Here is a 22,543-nt window from a genome sequence, read left to right as displayed (position 1 = left end):
CTGGTTATATTTCTTCTCTCCGTGTATCTATTTTATATTTTCAACAAACAATAAAGTAATAATCTTATAAAAGAGGGTATTCTGATGAGAAGGTTACGGACTCCAAGGCAAAAAAAATATGCAAGTGAAAAAATTAAGAAGGATTTGAATGAAAACCAAGCTATGCTACAAGAGATTTTTCATAACTCGATCGACATTAAATTTAGAAATTTTAAAATTCAAAATCAAGAAGAGACCTCAGCATTTATTTGTTATATGGAAGGGATGGTTAGTGAGGATTTTATCCATTTTAACGTAATGGATGGTTTAGCAAGAACTAACTTGAAGGACATGAACGCAGACTCCCCAGGATTTATATCGATTCTAAAAAATCAAATGATAAAAGCTCCATCGATGAAGGAAGCAACAACACTAGAGGAAGTAATAGATGGTATATTAACAGGGCAAACAGCAATCTTCATCAATAAATATGATCGAGTATTATTAGTTACTTCAGTCGGTTATCAATCTAGAGGTGTTGAAGAACCGGAGACAGAAGCAACGGTCCGAGGGTCTCGGGAAGGATTTAATGAAGTAATTCAAACCAATACCTCTTTGATACGACGTAAAATAAATAATCCTAATTTAATTTTTGAGGAATCAATTATCGGAAAAGAAACCAAAACAAAAGTAAGAATCGCTTATTTGAATAATATTGTTAATCAAGAAGTCGTAGAAGAAGTTAGAAAACGTCTGAAAGAAATTAACACAGATGTCATTCTAGAATCAGGTTATCTTGAAAGTTATATTGAAGACCACCCTTATTCCATCTTCCCAACGATTGGAAATAGCGAAAAGCCAGATAAAGTTGCAGCGAAGATATTAGAAGGTAGGGTTGCTATTTTATGTGATGGTACACCTTTTGTCTTAACGGTTCCACATTTATTTATTGAAGTTTTTCAAGTTCCAGAAGATTATTATTCGAATGCTTATATTTCGTCATTAATACGTATTTTTCGAATAATGGCTTTGTTTCTGACCGTATCTACGCCAGCTATTTTTGTAGCAGCTGCTACTTTTCATCATGAAATGGTTCCCACTTTACTACTGACAACTATGGCTGCAGCAGAGGAGAGGGTTCCTTTTCCAATTCTCTTAGAAGCTATCATCATGATTGTCATATTTCAATTATTAAGGGAAGCTGGAGTCCGGATGCCAAGACCTATAGGATCTGCAGTGAGTATAGTAGGTGCTTTAGTAATTGGAGAAGCGGCTGTTCAAGCGGGTCTTGTCGGAGCTCCGATGGTAATTGTGGTAGCTTTGACGGCGATTACTGGATTTGTAGTGACAGCATTAAACAATGCTGTGATATTGATGAGGTTTTTCTTATTGTTGCTATCAGGCATATTCGGATTTTTCGGATTATTAATTGGTACTCTATTCTTAGTTGCTCACGTTGTTTCTTTAAGGTCTTTTGGCGTACCATATCTAACTCCTTTAGCACCAATAGTAATGAAGGATTTAAGAGATAGTATCATTAGACTTCCATTAAGATTTTTGCAAAGTAAGTCAAAAACAATTATAAGAAAAAGGTTTTAAACATCAGGTATTGATCATGAGGAAAAAATTAATTCTGGGGAGGTAGCAGTATTGAGAAAACTAATCATGATTTTAGTGATAAGTGTATTAGTTCTAGCAGGTTGTTGGGATGTACAAGAATTAACAGAGATCGGTATTGTAACTGCAATGGCGATTGATATCGATGAAAATACAGGCGAATACATTTTAACCTCTCAATATCTTAGACCGTCTGCAGAGAGTACTTTTACATCTTCCCAGGATGAGTCTTTTTTAATAGTAGCTGTGAAGGGGAGAACTATTTCTGAACTAATGAGAAAAGCGAATCATAAAATAGATAGAAAAGCCTTTTATGCCCATAATAAAGTAATTGTTGTAAGTGAACAGGTTGCTAAAGAAGGTTTGATATCATTATTTGAAACCTTTCAAAGGGAACAGGAAGTACGTAGTTATGTGTGGGTGGCTGTAGCCCAAGAAACTAGTGCTGCGGCAATTATAGAAAAACAGCATAATAGCATTTCTAAACTTCCGGCTAATTTTTTGTACAGTTTATTTGATAATGCTGAATATGACGCCGTAGCTGATAATTTACTAACATTTTATAAAGATGCATTAGAAATGGGCAGTAATCCCGTTTTGGGTGTTCTTACATTAGAGAAGGAAGAATCTAAAAAAAACTTACATTTATCGGGCGGTGCTGTGTTTAAAAAGGATAAACTTGTAGGGTTTATTAGTAATGAAGAAACGATGGCATATAACTGGATTACCAATAAAAACGAAAACAGTCAAATTGGCGCTTTAACTTTTCCATATAAAGAAAACGACTATATAACCCTCAATTTAACTGAGTTAAAATCTAAAATTGTCCCAAATGTTACTAATAAATCTGATATATCTTTCACTATAAAAATAAAGCATACAGTAGAGATTGCAGAGCAACAAGCGATAAATAACTTTTCTCAGAAAAAAGATGTTATTCAATTTATTGAAGAGATTGAAAAAATAGCTGAATCTGAAATAGAAAATAAACTAGTTAAAGTGTTATCGAGAGCACAAAAAGAGTTTCAAACAGATATTTTTGGGTTCGGTGATATTTTAAATAAAAAAAATCCTGTAGTCTGGAATCAAGTAAAAAAAAATTGGGAGACCGAATTTATAAACGCCTCATTCGACTTGGATGTAGAGGTGGAAATTTTAAATTCTGGATTAATTCAAGGATCATTAGAACCTAAGCAATAACTAATAAAAAAGTTTCTTTATTAGTTTTATTATTAGGATGATTACTAAAAGCAATGCATATGTCAAACCACCAAATAAGAGAAAGGCTAATAAAGGATCTGCTTTAAGTACATCTGGATCAAACATGGAAGGAATCTCCTTTTCAATTTTTTGCTTTTTTCTTTACCATTATAATGAGTAGTATTAATAATGGAAGTAAGGAATATAAGAGTATGTTATAGACTCCTCCTTCCATACCCTTCCATCTCTGGTCATCTAAACTAGAAAAACGATATTGAGTAATAATTGGCAATAGCAAGCCAAAAATAAAAATGACCCACTTCGGATTAGATTTGTTAAATAGCCAAGTTAAGGCTAAGGAAAAGGCGAAGAAATGTATAGCTGTTTTATAGAATCCGCCGATAAACATAATAAATACACCTATACTGTCAAGGTTCGTAAAAATCATTGCTATATGGATTGATAATAAAGTTTCCAACAAAGGTATTTCAGAGCTTGAGGTCAATTCCGGTCCTAAAATTGCAAGAAATATTATTAGTGAAGTTGTTATGATTAAAGCCGAGACTGTAACAGCTATAAAAGTTGTTCTTCTTATTAACTGCTGTTTATTTATATAATGCCAAAAAATCAAAAAGACCACCATTTCACCAAATGGAAAAGCGAGTACAGTCGGTATTTCTTTTAGTACCGGTTTGAAGCCATCGCCGAGAATAGGTTGTAAATTGGAAAGTTGAAAATCCTCAGACAGAAACGTTAAGAAATAAATGAGAATTAAAAATAAAACGAAATATGGTAAAAATATTTCTATGGATCTTGCGATAACTTCTAAACCTTTGTGTAACACGTAAATCATAACCAAAATAAATAAATATAAAATAACTAACAACGGTGTGTTGGGCAGAGCGGTTATTCTAATCAGTACACCGAATTCATAAAAATTATGTGTTGTTTGATTAAAAAAGTAAATACCATACAGTAATAGAAGCGGCTTAGCCAAAATGACACCTAAACTGTCGGTTAGAATTTCAGAAAAATTTTGATTTGGATAATAGCGCGGAATCTGGGTGTAACACCATAACAAACTCAAGCTTAGAAAATATGAAATTAGAATCACAATCCAGGCATTACGATTAGCACCGATTCCTAATGCAAATAATGTGGTGCTTCCAATCTCAAATACTAATATCAATGAAAATAGTTGTATATTTGAAATTTTATTCATGATTACATACTTCCTTACTTGTGATTAACTTTAAATAACAGAGCCATTATTATACTATTATTACCATAATAATAGTGAAGTATAACTAACTGAAAGCAAGCAAACATAGAATAAAAAAAAGTCTAATCTCCATAAGTAAAAAAAATATGGGATTAGACATATATTTTTATAATTATCGAGGATTTCTTCTAATACCAAGGATAATAAGGATACGGTGGATAATAAAATGGATACAATAATAGATTTGTTAATAATCCAAAGGGATATCTTTGTCTTCTGAAACGACGATACCTTCTTCTGCCTGGTCCGTAATAACCAAGCTGTCGATCTGATTGCTCTTCCACTATATCCTCAGCTATTAACATATTGACCCCAGAGTTATCAACGCTATCAACAATGCCTTCAAATTGTGCACCATCATTTAGTTGGCCCATTACATAATAATTCTTATATTCTTCGCATAAGTTTTTTATTTCGTGCTGCTGGTAGATTCCATCTGAATAATTGTACATCTAAGATCACTCCTTCCTATTCAACACATGATATTCACCTAGAGAAATAGATGTGACTAATCCATTAAAAAGCTATTATCTACTCCTTCTTAAAAATCATATTTACATATCAATGTAGTCTGATAACATATGAAGTAAATAAAATTTGTAGATTATTTTTAAAATTACAGAGCTTTGGGAGAGATAAAGATTTATGATGAAAAAACAAAGTGTATTAATTATGGTAATTCTACTAGTCTTACTCTTGACATGGGGGATTGCCCTAATATTTCGACCGCATACGGTTCCTGTTCATTTGTTCTATTTTCCAATTATTCTTGCGGGCTGGTATTGGAAAATGCCTGGTGGTTTAATAGTAGGGATGATTTCAGGTGTTTTAGCAGGGCCACTGTTATTTTTGGAGGTAACAGGTAATGTGAATCAAATGACCATGTATTGGATGATTCGATTGGTTTTCTTCTCGATAATCGGTGGATTTGTCGGAAATCTTTTTAAAAAAATGAGAGATGATACTAAAGAATTAACAGCTCATCGTAAAGAATTAGAAATCCAAAGTAAATTTGCTAATATTGATGGATTAACATTAATACCAAACCGAAGAAAACTTGATCAAGTTTTAGAAAAGGAATATGAAAAATTTTCGGAAGAGTTGACACCTTTATCTGTGATTATGATTGATATTGATGAATTCAAGGTCTATAACGATACGTATGGTCATCTGCAGGGAGACGAATGTTTGAAAGAAGTATCAGGCAAGATAGAATCCTTAGTTAGACAAGAAGATTTTTTTGCACGGTATGGGGGAGAGGAGTTTGTTATCATTCTCCCAGGAACGAACCGTGAAAATGCTCTTGAGGAGGCTAAAAAAATTAAAAATGGAATAGCTTCACTAGAGATTGAACATAAATGTTCTTCGATTGAGCCGTATGTCACCATAAGTATGGGCTTAGAAACAATAATTAGCACCTCTGACTTTGGTGCTTCCGAATTGTTAAAACGCGCTGATCAAGCGTTATACAACGCCAAGAGAAATGGGCGCAATCAAATATCTGCTTATTCAGAATGAGTATGTCGGCACACCAATCGCATGTATTGCTTGCATCTAATATTTCACTAATCGAGGGTAAATATCTTATTATTGTTGCTGTGCTATACTAAAAAATAAAAAAGTGGTAGAAGGAGTCTCTATGATTAGAAAAAAGGGTTGGATTATTTATAATGGTAATTTACATAGCACTAAATTCTCGGAACAAGTGGAGTGGTTAATTAAGACTGCTCATTCATTCAACATAGAAATGAAGGCAATCAAAAACAATGATTTATTAGTAACTATTCATAATGCTCAAGCAGCATTGTTGGGAATTAGCGAATACCCTGACTTCGTGTTTTTTTGGGATAAAGATTTATTTTTAGCAAGACAATTAGAAAAAATGGGAATACGGTTATTTAATAGAGCGAGCGCTATCGAAATTTGTGATGATAAGGCACTCACTTATCAACACCTCTCTGATCATGGAATTTCAATGCCGCAAACCATTATTGCCCCAAAAGTTTTTATGGAACTACAGGATTATGGCCACCTGTCAATGGTGAAAGAAACGTTAGGCTTTCCACTAATCATAAAAGAAACATTCGGTTCTTTTGGGGAACAAGTCTATTTGATCGAAAACGAAAAAGATTTGATAAAAAAAACGACTGAACTGGGAAGCAAGGCATATATTTTTCAAAAATACATTCGTTCAAGTTACGGTAAAGATGTTCGGTTAAATGTGGTTGGAGACCGGGTTGTAGCTTCGATGTTAAGGCAATCGGATAATGATTTCAGAGCTAATGTAACGGCTGGTGGAAAAATGTATCCTTATCAACCATCTGAACAAGAGCAAGAACTTGCCATTCGTTGTAGTCAATTAATAGGTACCGATTTTGCTGGTGTCGATCTATTATTTGGTGAGAATGGGGAACCAATTTTATGTGAAGTCAATTCAAATTCTCATTTTAAAAATATCTACGATTGTACTGGGGTTGACGTAACCATAAGTATGATGGAATATATACAACACGCATTGGAAGGCAGGCATTAGATATGCAAGCATGGATCATCTATGAACAAGAAGATGCAGACAAAAATAAAGCATACATTGATTGGTTTATAAATGAAGCGAAATTTCTTAAGGTGGAATTAACATTAGTGTATGTTCATCAAATTTATTATGGAGTTAGGAATAATAAATTGTTTATCGAGTCGAACCAAGAGGATTCGCTTCCTGATTTTGTTATCATGCGCACCATCAATGATCTTTTAAGTAGACAATTAGAATGTATGGGGCTTCCTGTTTACAATGCTTCGTCTGTTGCTAGTGTAGCAAATGATAAAGCTAAGACCCATCAACTACTGGCTCAACACAATATTCCAATGGCAGATACCTTTTTCTTAAATCGATCGAGCTTGATCAAACAGGGATTTCATGAATTCCCTTTTGTTATCAAAGAAGTGGATGGACGTGGAGGAAAGCAAGTACATAAAATTGACTCTTATCAAGAATTAAAAGGCATAATACCTAGATTGAATGGACAGCAATTTATCGTGCAACCACTAGCTAAATCAGGAAAAGATGTTAGAGTTTTTGTGATTGGTAAACAAATTATAGCTGCCATTTTAAGAGAATCTAATCAAGATTTCCGAGCAAATCATTCGTTAGGTGGCACAGCTCAGGCATATGTTTTGACGACACAAGAAAAAAATATGGTAGATAAAATTGTAGAACTGTTTCCCTTTGGTATGGTTGGGATTGACTTTATTTTTGATGACCAGGACCAACCTCTTTTTAACGAAATAGAGGATGTCGTCGGTAGCAGAACGTTAAGTGAACATACAGAAATTAATATTGTGCGGCTATATTTGGAGTTTATATTAGCTGATTTGAAGTAAATAAAGAGTATATTTCTATAAAAACATAGAAAGGCTTACACCGATTATAAACATGACTAATAGGCTACCAAATAATATATATCCTATTATTTTAATTGGCCGGGGAAGTCTGCCACCAGTCTTAAAAGTGCCACCAGTGTGTTTTTCCATATGATCGATAACATCATTGAATGGTTTGTTCTGATTTTGATGAGCCATGGGAACCCTCCTTCCATTTGATGGTAACATAATTCTAATAATGAAGAAAGTGGTCCTTAGCCCATTGAGTGCAATTTAAAGTAATCTTCTCTTTTGTAGTGGAAACTTTTGTTATGATATAATTTTATTATCTACCGTTTCCCCCTCATTTTTCCGTGCAATTAATTACCATAGATATAGTGAATTTTATGCTCCAACTTGTGGTTAATGGAATGTAACAGGAAGTGATCGTCCGTTAACAACCAAACACCTAATGAAGAGAGGAATGTGTCTATTTGAATGTATTAACTTCAAAGCTTTTAGAGGTAGTTCTTGCTGTACTTCCAATCACGCTAATCGTGGTGATATTAAATTTTACGTTGACTTCTCTCGATGTATCCTTAATCATCCGGTTTTTAATAGGTGCAGTATTTATCATTATTGGTCTATCAATCTTTCTATTGGGCGTGGACATCGGTATTACACCAATAGGAAAGCATATGGGTAAAGCAATTGCAAAATCTAATAAAATATGGGTTGTCATTTTGGCAGGCTTGTTCTTAGGCTTTATTATATCAATAGCAGAACCTGACCTACATATTCTAGCTGGTCAAGTTGAGCTAGTAACAGCTGGGTCTGTATCGAAATTTATGATCGTCATTGTTGTTTCAATTGGAATAGCGGCATTGCTGGCACTAGGGTTAATTCGTATAGTTCACAACATTCCATTATTTAAATTATTAACCATACTTTATGGTATTGTTCTTGTGATTGCAATATTTACGTCCCCTCAATTTTTAGCGATATCATTTGATGCATCAGGGGCGACCACAGGAGCTTTAACTGTTCCTTTTATTTTAGCGTTATCGATCGGTATTTCCATTTTGAAAAAGGATAGTAAAGCATCTGAGAAGGATAGTTTTGGACTTGTGGCGATCGTTTCAGTTGGCGCGATTATTACAGTAATGTTAATGAGCATCATCACCAATCAAGAAGAGATTTCTGGGGAAATGGAACAAGATCATCAAGTCTCAAGTTCTCTATTTGGTCCATTTCTACACGAGTTTGGTCATATTGCACAAGAAGTATTCATTGCGCTTTTACCAATTATTTTAATCTTTTTAATTTTTCAAAAGATCTCTTTTAAACTGTCAAAAAGCTCTTTTCGTAAAATAATATCGGGACTTGTATTTACTTTTATCGGCCTTGTATTATTTTTGGTAGGAGTAAATGCAGGTTTTATGGAATTGGGAACAGAATTAGGTTATAGTATTGCCTCTTTAGATAATAAAGCGTATATTGTTATTATTGGTTTAATACTAGGTATTGTAACGATATTAGCAGAACCTGCTGTATATGTATTAACCAATCAAATTGAAGATGTAACAAGTGGTTATGTTAAACGAAAAATTGTATTATTCACCTTAGCAATTGGGGTAGGTATAGCGATCGCCTTATCAATGCTCCGAATTTTAATTCCTGAGTTGCAATTATGGCATTACTTACTTCCAGGATATTTAATTGCTGTAGGTTTAATGTATATAGTACCCAAATTGTTTGTCGGTATTGCATTTGATTCTGGGGGCGTTGCATCAGGCCCAATGACAGCTACTTTTATTCTCGCATTCACGCATGGTGCAGCCGACGCAATCGAAGGTGCTGACGTAATCGTTGATGGCTTTGGTATGATTGCTATGGTAGCATTAACACCATTGATCACCTTGCAGTTGTTAGGGTTAATATTTAAAATAAAGTCGAAAAAAGGGGGTTTTGAGTAATATGACCTCAAAAGACCATATCCCTCATTTTGAACTGATCCACGTTATTGTCAAGTTTGGAATGGGAAGTAAAATATTAAAAGAAGCAAAAAAGTGCGGAGTATCTGGTGGAACTTTGTGTATCGGAAAGGGAACAATAAGTAATAAAATTCTAAAATTACTGTCGATTACTGATATGCGTAAAGAAGTCGTAATGATGATTAGCAACCGCAAGACAACAAAGAAAACATTGGAACATTTAAATAAAGTATTTCGTTTTGATAAGCCAAACCATGGGATCGTTTATACAACGTCATTATCAAGTCTAATGGGAACTAGAAGTTGTCAAATCGATGATGGTGATGAAAGAGGTGACGAAGAGATTATGTATCAAAATATTATGGTGGTAGTCGATAAAGGCAAGGCAGAAGAAGTGGTAGAATCTGCACAAAAGGCGGGATCAAAAGGTGGTACCATTCTTAATGCACGGGGCTCAGGGGTTCATGAGACGAGCAAGCTCTTTTCCATGGACATTGAACCAGAAAAGGAAATTGTTATGATCCTCTCAGATGAGAATGTAACAGATGCAATTGTGACTAAAATCAGTGACGATTTGAAGATTAATGAACCGGGAAATGGGATTATCTTTGTGCAGGATGTAAACAGAACATATGGGATATATGAATGAAAAAAACGAGCGGATCATTCTCTATTAGCTTAGATAATATCCGCTTTTTTCTATACAAGGGGTGAGTGGATGCGGAAGGAATCGGAAATGATGCAGTTAATCATGAATTTTGCAGAGCAGGACGAACGTATTCGTGTGGTTGGCATGAATGGTTCACGAGTTAATAAAAATATTGAAAAAGACAGCTACCAAGATTATGATATCGTTTACCTTGTTACAGAAATGGATTCTTTTATAAAAAATAGAGAGTGGATTGACTATTTTGGAGAGATTTTAATTATGCAAACACCAGAAGATAGTGAACTTTTTCCGCCATCTCTTGGTAATTGGTTTAGCTTTTTGATGCAATTTACAGATGGAAATCGAATTGATTTGATGCTTGTTCCGATAGAAGAATTAGATTCATACGTAAAAAATGATAGTTTAACAACCATATTATTAGACAAAGATGAGCGTGTTAAGAATAAACCAATTCCTACAGAAGAAAGTCATTTCCTGCAAATGCCGACTGAAAATCAATTTTTAGATGCGTGTAATGAATTTTGGTGGGTTTCTACTTATGTCGCAAAAGGGCTTTGTCGTAATGAATTTTTGTATGCAACAAATCATATCGAAAAAGTTATGCGAGAAGAAATATTAAGATTGATAGCATGGAAAGTAGGTTGCCAGTATGGTTTTCAAGTGAATCTAGGGAAATCATATAAATTTTTAGAGCAGTATACAACAGCAAGAGATTGGCAAGCGCTGCAACAAACGTTTCAATTATCTACCTATGATAATTGCTGGCGTGTGTTATTTCATATGTTCGAGATGTATAGAGAATTGGTGACCTTTGTAGCGGATAGATTGCAATTCAAAGTCCCTGACTATGATCAAAATGTAGAAGCTTATGTCCGCCAGCTTCATCACGACGCCAACCGGCCGTAATACACCGCTTCAAGATTCGAGTTTTCATCTAGGACGCTAACTTCCTGGTAAGTTTCACCGGATTTTATGAGTATAAGGAAGAAATTGCGCAATAACCGAAGTGTATTTATTAGCCAAAGTGGTAATTTTGAAATGTATTGTCTGATAAACATCCGCTCCGGCTGCCCACTTTCCTTTTACCACGGGCACAAGTGCAACATATACTCAAGCAAAGCTTTCGTAGTGTTTTCTATGCAGTGTTTTTTTCCCTTCAGCTAACTTTTTTAAGCAAAGAACACTTAAAAAAGTGGATCTTCAAGTAAAACGTTCCCACAGGAGTGAAAGTGGGCGGCCTGCGCTAATATAATGGTTCTACACCTATTGTGCCAGCTATCATTTTGAGCTGTTACTCCATCAATGAATTTTTCACATGAAAGTAATGGTATAATGCAACCTCATGCTAGCGTTGTAGAATATCAAATTAGCGTAGGCGTCCGCTTCCACTCCTACGGGAAAAACCCGTGGAAAGGGAAGCGGACAAGCCGAAGCGATTGCTAAACAGTGTTAATATCTCAAAATTACTACAACGCAAAAAATTTACTGCACAGTATCCTGATATTACGCAACAATGTATATTGCATCGCTCGTGTCTGAAGTTAAGAGTAATATTAGTGTTCCAGCCTCTGATTGAAGTATCACATTATAACTTTCACTATAAGATCTATTCATTTTTTTACTTATCCCAACTTTTTATCCAACTTTCAAACTCTTGCGGTGGTAATGGTTTACTAAAATGATATCCTTGTAATACATCACACTTATGTTCTTTTAAAAATGCAACATGTTCTGCTGTTTCTACGCCTTCAGCAATCGTTAGCATGTTAAGGTTATGCGCTAAGGTAATAATGGTAGAGACAATATCTTTGTCATCTTCATCATAGGAAATATCTTTGACAAAAGACTGATCAATTTTCAAATGATCGATCGGAAACTTCTTTAAGTAACTGAGTGAACTATAGCCAGTACCAAAGTCATCCATTGCGATTTTTACGCCAACATTTTTTAATTCTTGTAAAATAATAGTCGCAGTATCAGCTTCCATGGCCATTGACTCTGTTATTTCCAGTTCTAAGTAATGTGGTTCGATCCCAGTTTCTTCTAAAATGTTACGTACCATAGGTATTAAATCAGATTGATAGAATTGTCTAATCGACAAGTTAACGGATACTGGAAACAATGGGAGATTTTTATCTTGCCACTTTTTCACTTGTTGGCATGCTTCCCTAATCACCCATTCACCGATCGGAACGATTAAGCCACTTTCCTCTGCTAACGGAATAAATTCTGCTGGTGAAATCATGCCTAGTTCACGACTGTTCCAGCGAATTAATGCTTCTACACCATAAATTTGCTGGCTTTTTGTATCAATTTGCGGTTGATAAAAAAGTGAAAATTCTTTCCGTTTAATCGCTTTTCGTAAGAGAGACTCTAATTCAATATTTCCTTTTATTTTACTAAGCATGGAATCATGATAAAACTGAAAATTACTTTTACCCATTCGTTTAGCATGATACATCGCATTATCTGCTTTTTTGATCAGTGTTCTGGCATCTTGTGCATCTTGTGGGTATACGCTGATACCTATACTAGGTGTGGCGACAATGTCAATTCCTTCTAACTCATATGGTTGAGCTAAAGCCGCCATTAGCCGAGCAGCAAGTTCACCGGTTTTGGATACAGTGGTCTGTTGTAAAAGCAAAATAAACTCGTCACCCCCATACCTGAAAACTGTTGCATTCTTCGGGGTGAACCATTGTAGTCGTTCTGCGACCTTTTTTAGTAATTTATCACCATATTCATGGCCAAGAGAGTCATTAATCGATTTAAAACGATCTAAATCTAAAAAGAAAATAGAAAAAGGTTCTATCGGTTGCTCCGTATCCATTAGTTCTTTCAATTGGTGATGAAAGTAATGCTGGTTCGGTAATTCTGTTAAATAATCATGATAGGCCATGTAATTCAGTTTTTCTTCAAATTTCTTCTTATCTGTAATATCTTTACCTAAACAGTGAACGCCGGTTAATTTTCCATCGACAATAATAGGAATAACAGTTACATGTAAATAGACATGTTCTTTTTGTTTATTGAACATACATGTTTCATACTGAACCGCAATCCCCTGTTCTACTTTGGTATACTCCTCTGCAGTGCGTCTTCTTTCCGTTGGGATGATATGAGGAAGAAAAGGAGTGCCAATTAATTCTTCTGCACGATAACCCATTAATTGTTCTGTCGCTTTATTGATATAAGAGAAGCAGCCATTCAAATCAAATGAAAGTACCGCATCAATATTATTTTCATATATAGAACGGTACCGTTGTTCACTTGCTTGAAGTCGTTTTGCCATTTCTTTCTCCGAAGTTATGTCACGTGCCACACCAATCACACCAGTCACTTCTCCATCATGTATGGTAGGAACTGCTGTGATATCTAAAGTAAGTAAATCTCCACTTTTATTATGTACTCGTAACTCTATTTGCATGGTAGCATTCTGAAGTACTTCCTCAAATTTCTGGTTGGTCCAGTCTAGGTCTTCTTTATATATAATATCGCTGTAATTCATGTGCAACATCTCATGTTTTGTGTATTGCAATATTCGTTCATTAGCAGGATTTATGTTTGTGAAATGCCCTTGTCGATTAAGCATAAAAATAAGGTCTGGGTTATAGACAAATAAGGATTCTAGTTGTTGATGGGTCTTTTCCAACAAAACCTCTGTATTTCGTTTATCGGTAATATCGTGAATCAAAGTGATTGAATATTTTTTGTTATGACTTAATGTAATAATAATTACTTGAAATAAGACTGGTGTGACGGAACCATCTTTTTTGGTAATAATCGATTCAAACATAAAAGGTGTATTTTCAGAAATCTCTGTTTGGTCAAAACTGGCTTTACGTAGCAGGTCTTTATCTATTAGATCGTAGGGACTCATTTTAAGCAGTTCTTGTTTTGAAAAACCAGTTAACTTCTCTACAACATGGTTGCTTTCTGTGATATTAATATGATATTCATCGATTATTTCTGCCAGGAACATCGGTGTCGGTATTTGTTGAATAATAGTAAGTAAGTCGTTATATGTGAATCGTTGATTGGGTGATGAAGTCATCAAACTGCCTCCTTGATGTCATACTTTTCACTGTTTTTTGCCCATTATACCATAAAAGAACAGATGCATTATATCTTCTGTAATAGGTAATAAATAATCATTTAGTTCCTTTTTTTGCATATGTTCTTTCATCATGTGGATATAAAACATGATTGCTTCTTCTGATATTTCTTTATGAATATACCCCTCTGTTTTTCCTTGTGCGATCAGTTGTCGAAAAAACGGTATCGATTTTTCCTGGTATATGGTTTCTAAATAGGATTGTCCATCTGCAAAATCTTTTATCAGATATTGATAAACTTCTTCGTGTATAGAACCTGCAATATCGACTTTATTAAAAATTATGCTTTCTATTTTTTCAGGAAAGCTTGTATTACGATTAATAATATCTTGGTATTTCTGATAGGTTTTTTCTATATAATAGACAAGTGTTTGATGGATTAAATTGTCTTTACTTTCAAAATAATTATATATGGTTACCTGGGAAACTTCCGCTTTTTGGGCAATTTCACCAATCGACACCTTCTTTATACCGAAGCGAGAAAATAAGTGTAAGGCCGCTTCTAATATACTGTTTTGTTTTAATTTGGTTCGTTTTTGAAAACCGTCCATTTACTTCACCTCTATCTCTTATTTTAATTAATATTTTGAAATTAAACAATAAATAAATTTCAAAATATGTTGAAATTAAATAAAAACTTATATATTATGAAATATATAAGTGAAAATATTTCAAAACTATAGGGAGGTTTTGTTATTGAATAGAATCGAAATAAAGCAAGTTAGTAAGAAGTTTGGATCATTTCAAGCTTTAAATAACATTGAATTTGAAGTGAAAGAGGGAGAGGTCTATGGCTTTATTGGACCAAATGGAGCTGGAAAATCGACTACTATTCGAATTTTATTAGGTATTATTCAAGCAACATCCGGTCATGCGACTATTTTTGGTAAAGATGTTTGGAAAGACGCGGTAGATATTCATCGAAAAGTAGCATATGTTCCTGGGGATGTGAATTTATGGAATAACCTAACAGGTGGAGAAATCATCGATACTTTTTTAAGTTTAAAAGGGCAATTAAATAAAACAAAAAGAGATCATCTTATTGACCTGTTTCAATTAGATCCCAAAAAGAAGGCTGGCACCTATTCTAAAGGTAATCGCCAAAAAGTAGCACTTATCTCTGCATTTGCTTCTGAAAGTGATCTTTTTATTCTAGATGAACCTACTTCTGGATTAGATCCTCTAATGGAAAAAGTCTTTCAACAATGTGTAGAAGAGGTCAAACAACAAGGAAAAAGTGTACTGCTTTCCAGTCATATCTTATCAGAAGTGGAGAAGCTTTGTGACAAGGTCGGTATCATTAGAAAAGGTGAAATGATTGAAAGTGGAACATTGGACGAATTACGTCATTTAACCAGAACAAATATTAGAGTGGAAACAGAAAAATCGGCTAGTATATTAGAGGATGTACCAGGTGTTCATCATTTGTTTTTAGATCAAGGAGTTTATTATTTTCAAGCAGATACGGAACGACTCTCTCAAGTTATGAAAGAATTAAGTCAATTAGGGATCAAAAGGATAGAGAGTAATCCACCAACATTAGAAGATTTGTTTATGCGCCATTATCATTCTGAAGAACAGTTGAATAAGGAGTGAGGGCATGTTATATGATAAAACATTCCAGTTGTTGTTCTTTACTTTGAGACAAAATAGAGTAGCGAGCTTAATTTGGGCGATTTCGTTAGTAGGGGTCACGGTCTTAACAGCTTCTGCTTTTACTGGGTTATATCAGTCAGATCAGGAACGGCAATCGATGGCACAAACAATGGAAAATCCCGCAATGACAGCAATGGTAGGACCAGGCTATGGCTTGGATAATTATACAAATGGAGCAATGATGGCACACCAAATGTTATTGTTTACAGCAATTGTTTTTGCTGTGATGAGTATTTTACTCATCACTAAAATGACACGGGCAGAAGAAGAAGAGGGAAAACAGGAACTACTTCGTTCTTTACCAGTTGGGCGCTTATCTAGTTTAAGTGCTTCCGTTATTTTCGTTACTCTCTTAAATATCGTGATTGGGTTATTAATCGGTTTTGGCTTAATTGCGATGAACTTAGGTGGAATGGGGATGACAGGCTCTATCTTATATGGACTGACACTTACAGTTACAGGGTTATGGTTTACCTCGATTACAGCGTTGATTAGCCAACTCTCAGAAACATCCCGTGGTGTAGTTGGTCTTTCGTTTCTAGTATTAATAGTCGCCTATTTATTACGAGCGATTGGTGATGTAAGCAGTGAAGTATTAAGTTTAATCTCACCGCTTGGTCTTGTTTTGAGAACGGAAGTATATGTGCAAAATTATTGGTGGCCGATCTTGGTAACTATTGTGGTGTCTCTTGTATTTACGCTGATTGCATTTTATTTAAATAACAACCGTGACATTGGTGCAGGGCTTCTGCCGTCAAAACCAGGTAAAAGAGAAGGATCAAGATGGTTGTTATCTCCTTTGGGTCTGATTCTGAGATTACAACGAACGGCTATTATTTCCTGGGTGATTGTGATGTTTTTTTTAGGTGCTTCTTATGGTTCGGTATTAGGTGATCTGGAAGCCTTTTTTGAAAATAATGAAGTACTCATGCAAATGGTAGGAGACAATTCAGCATATAGTATGACAGAACAATTTATTACAATGTTGATGGTAGTATTAGCCATTATGGCGACGGTACCAGCAGTGTTAGTTTTTCTTAGAGTAAGAGGGGAAGAGAAGAAAGGCAGAACAGAGCATTTATTGACACGAGGAATTTCAAGATTCTCCCTAATCGCTCATTATTTGATCATCGCTATTCTACTTGGAATCGTGTCTCTTTTTCTTGCTAATTTTGGTTTGTGGTTTGCTTCTTCACAAGTTATGGAAGAACCTATTCCATTTGTTAATCTACTAAAAGCAGGTCTGTCGTATTTACCGGCGATGCTATTGGTTCTAATGATTGCCGTTTTATTATTTGCGTGGAAACCGAAATCGACACCATTGGTTTGGCTCTATCTCGTTTATTCTTTCTTCACGGTATATTTAGGTGGATTAATCGAGATGCCCGCCTGGTTAGCGGATCTATCAAGTTTTTCGCATATTCCACAATTACCAGTCGATGAATTTAATTGGACACCGATTTTAATTTTATTATTTATTAGTACGGTGGGACTTGTGTTCAGTTTTATTAGCTATCGCCGAAGAGATGCTCTCGGCTAAGGTATCATAATCATCTGATAGGATTGTTCATTGAATTTATCTAGCGATGAGTAGCTATTTTTAGGGAAAATGAATGTCCAGGGCATACTGGTGATTGGCTCTAATAATAGTCTGTTATCTTGGAATTTTTGAGTAGCTAAGGTCTCCTCTTCCTTTACGAGTTGGATGGTTACATTACGCAAGTCTAACTTGGTATCAGTAAAATTATGAAGTAATACAGTTATTAATAAATCATCCCTATGATTGAAGGCAGAACGAATCGGGATGATTTTTTTTAGTGTCTCTTTCGTTTTATTGAAAATTGTGACGATGTCTTGGTGATCCTGGTCACTAATTGTTGTTTTCCACGCTTCTTCTAATACTAATTTCTGCATGTTACCATCTCCTAAGTTTAATATTTTGACTGTTTATGTCGATATAGGGGGGGAAGGGGGACTTTAAATGAAAAGATTTATACAAAACCAAAAGATAGCTACAAAGTTATATGCCATCCTCGGATTGGCTATTCTTGTGATTGTAGCAAGCACTACTCTATTCATTATGACTATTGTATCAACAAGTGACCAATTAGAACAACAACTCTATGATGACCTTTATCAGCCAACCTTTAATTTGTTAAATGCGGATCGAGATTTGTATCAGGCTGATCAATCTATTATTACATCATTTTTAGAGGAAGGAAATCAAGAAACATATGTAGCAGATTATCAAGAAAATGTGTCACAAGTAGAGGAAAGAATGCAAGTAGCAGAGGAAATATTACGAGAAAATACACATCTTGATCAAACGCTCGTTGATGAACATTTCTCTAATTTTTATGCTAGCTTCGACAGATGGAAAACGATGACCGAATCGATTTTTGAATCTTCAGATACCGTTATGATAAACAGTCTATTAGACAATATGCGCAATGAATTTGAAATTGCTCGTAATGAGATCGATTTATTGCAACAGGAATTAGATGAGAGCACGACTACTGTTTTAGAAGAAATAGAAATGACCACCTATTATACATTTGTTGCTTTTATTATTATCATGGCTATATTTATCATTGTTTTATTCCTAATGAGCTTTCTCTTAATTCGTCAAATAACGAAACCGATTGGACAGTTAGTGGAAGTGAATGAAAATGTAGCAAATGGTAATCTTAACATGGCTCATCTAGATGATAATCGAAAAGATGAGATTGGTCGTTTAGCTAAGAGTACGAACAGAATGATGGATGAATTAAGAAATATGGTCGGACAAATCAAAACGATTTCTAATCAGGTAAATGGTCAAAGTAATGAACTTTCACGAGCGTCAGATGAAGTTAGTCAAGGTTCACAGCAAATAGCAACAACGATGGAGGAAATGTCAAAAGGGGCTGAGCAACAAGCAAGTGCTTCAGGAGATATTTCGGCATCGATGGAAGCATTACACCGCAAAATAGGAGATTCAAGCACAGAAGGTTCGTCCTTGCAAACTGCATCAGAGGATGTCCTGCAATTATCAACAACAAGTGAAACACAAATGAATCAATCCGTAGACTATATGAAAGAAATTACAGAAATGATGAGGAATACCGTTGGAAAAGTAAAAGGTTTAGAAGATCAATCGAAAAAAATATCTACACTAATTGATGTGATACAAGATATTGCCGAACAAACAAATCTTTTAGCATTAAACGCAGCAATTGAAGCAGCAAGAGCAGGAGAATCCGGTAAAGGGTTTGCTGTTGTCGCAGATGAAGTACGTAAATTAGCGGAGCAAGTGAGTGATTCTGTTACAGAAATAACAGATATTATCGGTGGTCTCCAATCCGAAACCTCTGAAGTAGCTGGTGCGCTAGAAGGCGGTTATTCAAAAGTGGAGACTGGTAATGAACAGATACTGGAAAGTCAGCAAAGCTTTAAGACGATTCAGTCATCGATGAGTAGTATGATTGATCGTATCAATATTATCACAACCAACTTAACGGAGATTGCTGGTTCAAGTGAAAAAGTAAGCAGTGCCAGTACAGATATTGCTTCTACATCAGAAGAAGTAGCGGCAGGAATAGAGGAGAGCTCAGCAACTGCTGAGGAACAATCAGCATCCATGCAAGAGATTGCGAGTAATGCTGATTCACTTGCAAAACTATCGAAAGATTTGAATCAACTTGTCAGTCGGTTTAACTTATAAAAAAAAGGTGGCGAATCATAAAATGGACCCTGTAGAATAGACAGTTTAAAAAAAGAGGCATGTCCTTGAATTTTTACTGACTCTGTTTTGCAGGGTCTTTTTTTTGTTATAGTTAACTTATTCTAATAGGTGAGGTTGAAAAAATGGGGAGAAACAAATTTTCAGAAGAACAACAAATACAGCTACGGTCCAATCCTTTCATCGAGAAAGTAAGTGAAACAACTATTTCTTACACAAAAGAATTTAAAGAACGTTTTCATCCCGAATACCAAACTGGAAAAGGACCATCAGCTATACTAAGTGATATGGGAATTGATCCGACTCTTTTAGGTGAAAAGAGAAGAAGCAGTCTGGTTCAAAGAATTAAGGAGTATGCATCGAGAATAGACGGTTATCAAGACCTGAGAGGGAAAAATTCTGGTCGTCCTTCCACTAAGGAATTAACGGATGTCGACCGAATAAAGCGATTGGAACATCAAATCAGATACTTAAAACAAGAGAATGAATTTCTAAAAAAAACAGAATTTCTAGACAGGCAGGCAGAGTGGCAGGAAAACCAGAAGCAACGCCAGAAGAAAAATTCAGACACATCGAAGAAATAACATTAAGAGATAATAATGAGCTTAATATCTATTGGCTTTGTGATATGGCAGGTGTGTCAAGAAGTGGTTATTACAACTGGTTGAAGTCCGCAGAGAAACGCATAAAGAAAGATGAGCAGGATAAAAAAGATTTTGAACTAATATTGGAAGCATATCGTTTTCGCGGATATGACAAAGGCAGACGAGGCATATATATGCGCCTTCTGCATATGGGCATAAGGATGAACCAAAAGAAAATCAGTCGCCTCATGAAAAAGTTTAGTTTATTTTGTCCAATCAGAAAGGCAAATCCATACAGAAGAATGGCTAAAGCGTTGAGGACAGATACCATATCAGAAAATATAGTAAATAGAGAATTTGAACAACATGGTGCAGGAAAAATACTACTTACAGATATAACTTATCTTTATTACAATAATGGCTGTAAAGCTTATCTCTCTGTCATAAAGGATGGTTACACGAAACAGGTACTGGCATACGTTTCAAGTGAATCACTTGAAGTCGATTTTGTATTGGAAACAATTAAAATCCTACTAAAAACGCATGGTAATAACTTAGAGACGGATGCCATCATCCATTCTGACCAAGGCTGTCACTATACAAGCGTCTCTTTCCGACAACTGTTAAAAGATAAGGAACTTAGGCAATCCATGTCCCGACGTGGTAACTGTTGGGACAACGCACCGCAGGAGTCATTTTTCGGGCATATGAAGGATGAACTCAATTTGAAAAACTGCCATTGTTTTGAGGAGCTTTGCCAAGAGGTTGATAACTACATGGATTATTATAATAATGACCGTTATCAATGGAAACTAGCAAAACTCTCCCCTAATCAATATGCAGCGTATTTAAAAACAGGTGAATACCCACTTAGAATATACCAGCGTCATCATCAATAGTAACATTCGAGCTATAATGGATTTCCGATAATTCCTTCTTCAAACGTTGCTCATAGCGATCCAACAGTTTCGCCAACCACTCATCTTTGATTTGTGACTGCGGAATACATTCGGGATTCATAATATCCTGAAAATACACAGCATAGGATAAATCGTCAAAGTCATACTTTAGAATCCACTTTAGTACATAGAAAAGATACGTGATGTCCGTAACAAAAGCAACAGGTTCCAACATCTGTTCATAAAACCATTGCCATTGTGAATCATCCAATTGGTTACAATACCTATGAATGTAATTCGGCCTATCTTCCCCCAGCATAAATACTTGAAAGCTATCAAATGACTTTATAAAATTTCTATTCATATATACATCTAAGACACGGATAAAATTTAAGAACCAGTAACTTTCTATGGCAGAAGAGGTACTGGTTCTTATGTCGTATCTTCTCCTTAACAGAAGAATACGATATTAATCATCTAAATTTAAGGCCTTTTTTTAAAAGTGTCCTTGACATAGGGACCACTTTATCAAGTTCGCCACCTTTTTTACATTATTATTCTGCAGGTACTACTGCACCTTTATATTCTTCTTCCATGAATGTTTTAATTTCTTCTGACTGAAGTACCTCTACTAACTTTTGCAATGCTTCATTATTTTCGTCTTCTGAGCGAGCTGCGATGATATTTGTATAAGAGAAATCTGGTTCCTCTAGAATAACAGCATCATCAAAGTTTACGCCACCTTCAATTGCATAATTAGCGTTAATCGCTACTAGTGCATCTGTTTCGCGGTCATAAAATTCTGGCAATAATCCAGCGTCCACACTTGCATCAAATTCTAAATTAAGTGGATTTTCTACAACATCATCTACTGTTGCATCAACCGGATCAACATTTTCGTCAAGTGTAATGAGGTCATGATCCTGTAATAACGATAACACTCTCCCATGGTCTGCCACAGATCGACTTAGAATAACAACTGTTTCCTCGGGTACTTCATCTACATTTTGAATATCCTTAGAGTAGATACCTAATTGTTCAGTATGAACCCCACCAAGATTAACAAAATCATAGCCTATCTCTTCTTTTTGGCCTTCAAAGTAAGGTATGTGTTGAAAATAATTAGCGTCAATAATGCCATCTTCTAAGTCTTGATTAGGCAAAACATAATCTTGATAAATTTCAATTTCCATTTCAATCCCTTGCTCTGCTAATAGAGGTGCAACTTCTTCTAATACTTCACCATGTGGGACACTAGTTGCTCCTACCGTAATTTCAACACTTTCTTGTTCTTGTGCTTCTTCATCTTCACCTTCGTTTGTAGCTTCTGTTTCTTCGTTTCCTGTTGATTCGTCTGCTGTCTGATCTTCCTCTTCGCTAGTTCCGCAAGCAGCTAATGCAAAAAGCAATGTTGCAAGCAATAATGTTAGTAATTTTTTCATTATAGATCATCCCTTCAATATTTT

Annotated in this window: 21 protein-coding genes; 13 read left to right on the top strand and 8 right to left on the bottom strand. The window is 35.2% G+C overall.

Features of this window, described 5'->3' with window-relative positions:
* The first annotated feature begins 84 nt into the window (after positions 1-84).
* On the top strand, positions 85-1,578 hold the full coding sequence (locus tag BN3107_RS02710; RefSeq protein ID WP_058306106.1) for a spore germination protein: 1,494 nt from the start codon (positions 85-87) through the stop codon (positions 1,576-1,578).
* Positions 1,579-1,629: 51 nt separating this feature from the next.
* Complete coding sequence (locus tag BN3107_RS02705; RefSeq protein WP_058306105.1) at positions 1,630-2,796, top strand: Ger(x)C family spore germination protein; 1,167 nt, start codon at positions 1,630-1,632, stop codon at positions 2,794-2,796.
* A gap of 142 nt (positions 2,797-2,938) precedes the next feature.
* Here BN3107_RS02705 and BN3107_RS02700 read toward each other — a convergent pair whose 3' ends face one another.
* Positions 2,939-4,018, bottom strand: a complete 1,080-nt coding sequence (locus BN3107_RS02700) for a GerAB/ArcD/ProY family transporter (RefSeq protein ID WP_058306104.1) — start codon at positions 4,016-4,018, stop codon at positions 2,939-2,941.
* A 188-nt stretch (positions 4,019-4,206) separates the two neighbouring features.
* A complete protein-coding gene (locus BN3107_RS02695) occupies positions 4,207-4,530 on the bottom strand; it encodes a hypothetical protein (protein ID WP_058306103.1) in 324 nt (107 codons plus the stop codon).
* A 193-nt stretch (positions 4,531-4,723) separates the two neighbouring features.
* Between BN3107_RS02695 and BN3107_RS02690 the strand changes: the two genes are divergently transcribed.
* The 3 genes from BN3107_RS02690 (at position 4,724) to BN3107_RS02680 (ending at position 7,459) form a co-directional block, all read left to right on the top strand.
* Positions 4,724-5,596 (top strand): GGDEF domain-containing protein, encoded by an 873-nt coding sequence (locus tag BN3107_RS02690; RefSeq protein ID WP_058306102.1) that lies wholly within the window; start codon positions 4,724-4,726, stop codon positions 5,594-5,596.
* A 121-nt stretch (positions 5,597-5,717) separates the two neighbouring features.
* Positions 5,718-6,611 (top strand): RimK family alpha-L-glutamate ligase, encoded by an 894-nt coding sequence (locus BN3107_RS02685; protein WP_058306101.1) that lies wholly within the window; start codon positions 5,718-5,720, stop codon positions 6,609-6,611.
* 2 nt (positions 6,612-6,613) lie between these two features.
* Positions 6,614-7,459 carry an ATP-grasp domain-containing protein gene (locus BN3107_RS02680; RefSeq protein ID WP_058306100.1) on the top strand — a complete coding sequence of 282 codons (846 nt, stop codon included), beginning with the start codon at positions 6,614-6,616 and terminating at the stop codon, positions 7,457-7,459.
* A gap of 15 nt (positions 7,460-7,474) precedes the next feature.
* Here BN3107_RS02680 and BN3107_RS02675 read toward each other — a convergent pair whose 3' ends face one another.
* Positions 7,475-7,657 (bottom strand): hypothetical protein, encoded by a 183-nt coding sequence (locus BN3107_RS02675; RefSeq protein WP_058306099.1) that lies wholly within the window; start codon positions 7,655-7,657, stop codon positions 7,475-7,477.
* 275 nt (positions 7,658-7,932) lie between these two features.
* On the opposite strand from BN3107_RS02675, the gene BN3107_RS02670 reads away from it, so the two are divergent.
* The 3 genes from BN3107_RS02670 (at position 7,933) to BN3107_RS02660 (ending at position 11,008) form a co-directional block, all read left to right on the top strand.
* Complete coding sequence (locus BN3107_RS02670; RefSeq protein ID WP_058306098.1) at positions 7,933-9,414, top strand: DUF1538 domain-containing protein; 1,482 nt, start codon at positions 7,933-7,935, stop codon at positions 9,412-9,414.
* Position 9,415: 1 nt separating this feature from the next.
* A complete protein-coding gene (locus tag BN3107_RS02665) occupies positions 9,416-10,081 on the top strand; it encodes a P-II family nitrogen regulator (protein ID WP_058306097.1) in 666 nt (221 codons plus the stop codon).
* Between the two features lie 69 nt (positions 10,082-10,150).
* The gene (locus tag BN3107_RS02660) at positions 10,151-11,008 is read left to right on the top strand and encodes an aminoglycoside 6-adenylyltransferase (RefSeq protein ID WP_058306096.1); all 858 of its coding nucleotides are present in this window, start codon (positions 10,151-10,153) and stop codon (positions 11,006-11,008) included.
* Positions 11,009-11,720: 712 nt separating this feature from the next.
* On the opposite strand, the gene BN3107_RS02655 is transcribed toward BN3107_RS02660, so the two are convergent.
* Both BN3107_RS02655 and BN3107_RS02650 read right to left on the bottom strand, forming a co-directional pair.
* Positions 11,721-14,156 carry a sensor domain-containing protein gene (locus tag BN3107_RS02655; protein WP_058306095.1) on the bottom strand — a complete coding sequence of 812 codons (2,436 nt, stop codon included), beginning with the start codon at positions 14,154-14,156 and terminating at the stop codon, positions 11,721-11,723.
* Positions 14,157-14,183: 27 nt separating this feature from the next.
* Positions 14,184-14,768: a TetR/AcrR family transcriptional regulator gene (locus BN3107_RS02650; protein ID WP_058306094.1), complete on the bottom strand. Its 585-nt coding sequence runs from the start codon at positions 14,766-14,768 to the stop codon at positions 14,184-14,186.
* Positions 14,769-14,913: 145 nt separating this feature from the next.
* Between BN3107_RS02650 and BN3107_RS02645 the strand changes: the two genes are divergently transcribed.
* Both BN3107_RS02645 and BN3107_RS02640 read left to right on the top strand, forming a co-directional pair.
* A complete protein-coding gene (locus BN3107_RS02645) occupies positions 14,914-15,813 on the top strand; it encodes an ABC transporter ATP-binding protein (protein WP_058306093.1) in 900 nt (299 codons plus the stop codon).
* Between the two features lie 4 nt (positions 15,814-15,817).
* A complete protein-coding gene (locus tag BN3107_RS02640; protein WP_058306092.1) occupies positions 15,818-17,413 on the top strand; it encodes an ABC transporter permease in 1,596 nt (531 codons plus the stop codon).
* On the opposite strand, the gene BN3107_RS02635 is transcribed toward BN3107_RS02640, so the two are convergent.
* Positions 17,410-17,787 (bottom strand): SLAP domain-containing protein, encoded by a 378-nt coding sequence (locus tag BN3107_RS02635; RefSeq protein ID WP_058306091.1) that lies wholly within the window; start codon positions 17,785-17,787, stop codon positions 17,410-17,412. The genes BN3107_RS02640 and BN3107_RS02635 overlap by 4 nt on opposite strands.
* A gap of 67 nt (positions 17,788-17,854) precedes the next feature.
* Here BN3107_RS02635 and BN3107_RS02630 point away from each other — a divergent pair, with 67 nt between their 5' ends.
* From BN3107_RS02630 to BN3107_RS02620, 3 genes are all read left to right on the top strand, one after another.
* Positions 17,855-19,576 carry a methyl-accepting chemotaxis protein gene (locus tag BN3107_RS02630; RefSeq protein ID WP_058306090.1) on the top strand — a complete coding sequence of 574 codons (1,722 nt, stop codon included), beginning with the start codon at positions 17,855-17,857 and terminating at the stop codon, positions 19,574-19,576.
* Between the two features lie 143 nt (positions 19,577-19,719).
* The gene (locus BN3107_RS02625) at positions 19,720-20,178 is read left to right on the top strand and encodes an HTH domain-containing protein (RefSeq protein ID WP_058306089.1); all 459 of its coding nucleotides are present in this window, start codon (positions 19,720-19,722) and stop codon (positions 20,176-20,178) included.
* Positions 20,121-21,077 (top strand): IS3 family transposase, encoded by a 957-nt coding sequence (locus BN3107_RS02620; RefSeq protein WP_058306088.1) that lies wholly within the window; start codon positions 20,121-20,123, stop codon positions 21,075-21,077. Before BN3107_RS02625 ends, BN3107_RS02620 begins: the two co-directional genes overlap by 58 nt.
* On the opposite strand, the gene BN3107_RS02615 is transcribed toward BN3107_RS02620, so the two are convergent.
* Positions 21,049-21,348 (bottom strand): hypothetical protein, encoded by a 300-nt coding sequence (locus tag BN3107_RS02615; RefSeq protein WP_222860157.1) that lies wholly within the window; start codon positions 21,346-21,348, stop codon positions 21,049-21,051. The two genes, BN3107_RS02620 and BN3107_RS02615, sit on opposite strands and share 29 nt — an antisense overlap.
* A gap of 283 nt (positions 21,349-21,631) precedes the next feature.
* Positions 21,632-22,519 carry a MetQ/NlpA family ABC transporter substrate-binding protein gene (locus BN3107_RS02610; RefSeq protein WP_058306086.1) on the bottom strand — a complete coding sequence of 296 codons (888 nt, stop codon included), beginning with the start codon at positions 22,517-22,519 and terminating at the stop codon, positions 21,632-21,634.
* Positions 22,520-22,543 lie beyond the last annotated feature (24 nt).

It is taken from the genome of Gracilibacillus massiliensis, assembly GCF_001458115.1.
Classification (GTDB): Bacteria; Bacillota; Bacilli; order Bacillales; family Amphibacillaceae; genus Gracilibacillus; species Gracilibacillus massiliensis.
Note: the sequence above shows the minus strand (reverse complement) of the source record. Positions and strands in the feature narration are given on the sequence as shown.

Coding starts and splice junctions, on each gene's coding strand:
- BN3107_RS02630 (WP_058306090.1), top strand. CDS start 17,855: ATGAAAAGATTTATACAAAACCAAAAGATAGCTACAAAGTTATATGCC.
- BN3107_RS02690 (WP_058306102.1), top strand. CDS start 4,724: ATGATGAAAAAACAAAGTGTATTAATTATGGTAATTCTACTAGTCTTA.
- BN3107_RS02685 (WP_058306101.1), top strand. CDS start 5,718: ATGATTAGAAAAAAGGGTTGGATTATTTATAATGGTAATTTACATAGC.
- BN3107_RS02710 (WP_058306106.1), top strand. CDS start 85: ATGAGAAGGTTACGGACTCCAAGGCAAAAAAAATATGCAAGTGAAAAA.
- BN3107_RS02695 (WP_058306103.1), bottom strand. CDS start 4,530: ATGTACAATTATTCAGATGGAATCTACCAGCAGCACGAAATAAAAAAC.
- BN3107_RS02680 (WP_058306100.1), top strand. CDS start 6,614: ATGCAAGCATGGATCATCTATGAACAAGAAGATGCAGACAAAAATAAA.
- BN3107_RS02625 (WP_058306089.1), top strand. CDS start 19,720: ATGGGGAGAAACAAATTTTCAGAAGAACAACAAATACAGCTACGGTCC.
- BN3107_RS02665 (WP_058306097.1), top strand. CDS start 9,416: ATGACCTCAAAAGACCATATCCCTCATTTTGAACTGATCCACGTTATT.
- BN3107_RS02610 (WP_058306086.1), bottom strand. CDS start 22,519: ATGAAAAAATTACTAACATTATTGCTTGCAACATTGCTTTTTGCATTA.
- BN3107_RS02640 (WP_058306092.1), top strand. CDS start 15,818: ATGTTATATGATAAAACATTCCAGTTGTTGTTCTTTACTTTGAGACAA.
- BN3107_RS02650 (WP_058306094.1), bottom strand. CDS start 14,768: ATGGACGGTTTTCAAAAACGAACCAAATTAAAACAAAACAGTATATTA.
- BN3107_RS02675 (WP_058306099.1), bottom strand. CDS start 7,657: ATGGCTCATCAAAATCAGAACAAACCATTCAATGATGTTATCGATCAT.
- BN3107_RS02655 (WP_058306095.1), bottom strand. CDS start 14,156: ATGACTTCATCACCCAATCAACGATTCACATATAACGACTTACTTACT.
- BN3107_RS02660 (WP_058306096.1), top strand. CDS start 10,151: ATGCGGAAGGAATCGGAAATGATGCAGTTAATCATGAATTTTGCAGAG.
- BN3107_RS02635 (WP_058306091.1), bottom strand. CDS start 17,787: ATGCAGAAATTAGTATTAGAAGAAGCGTGGAAAACAACAATTAGTGAC.
- BN3107_RS02700 (WP_058306104.1), bottom strand. CDS start 4,018: ATGAATAAAATTTCAAATATACAACTATTTTCATTGATATTAGTATTT.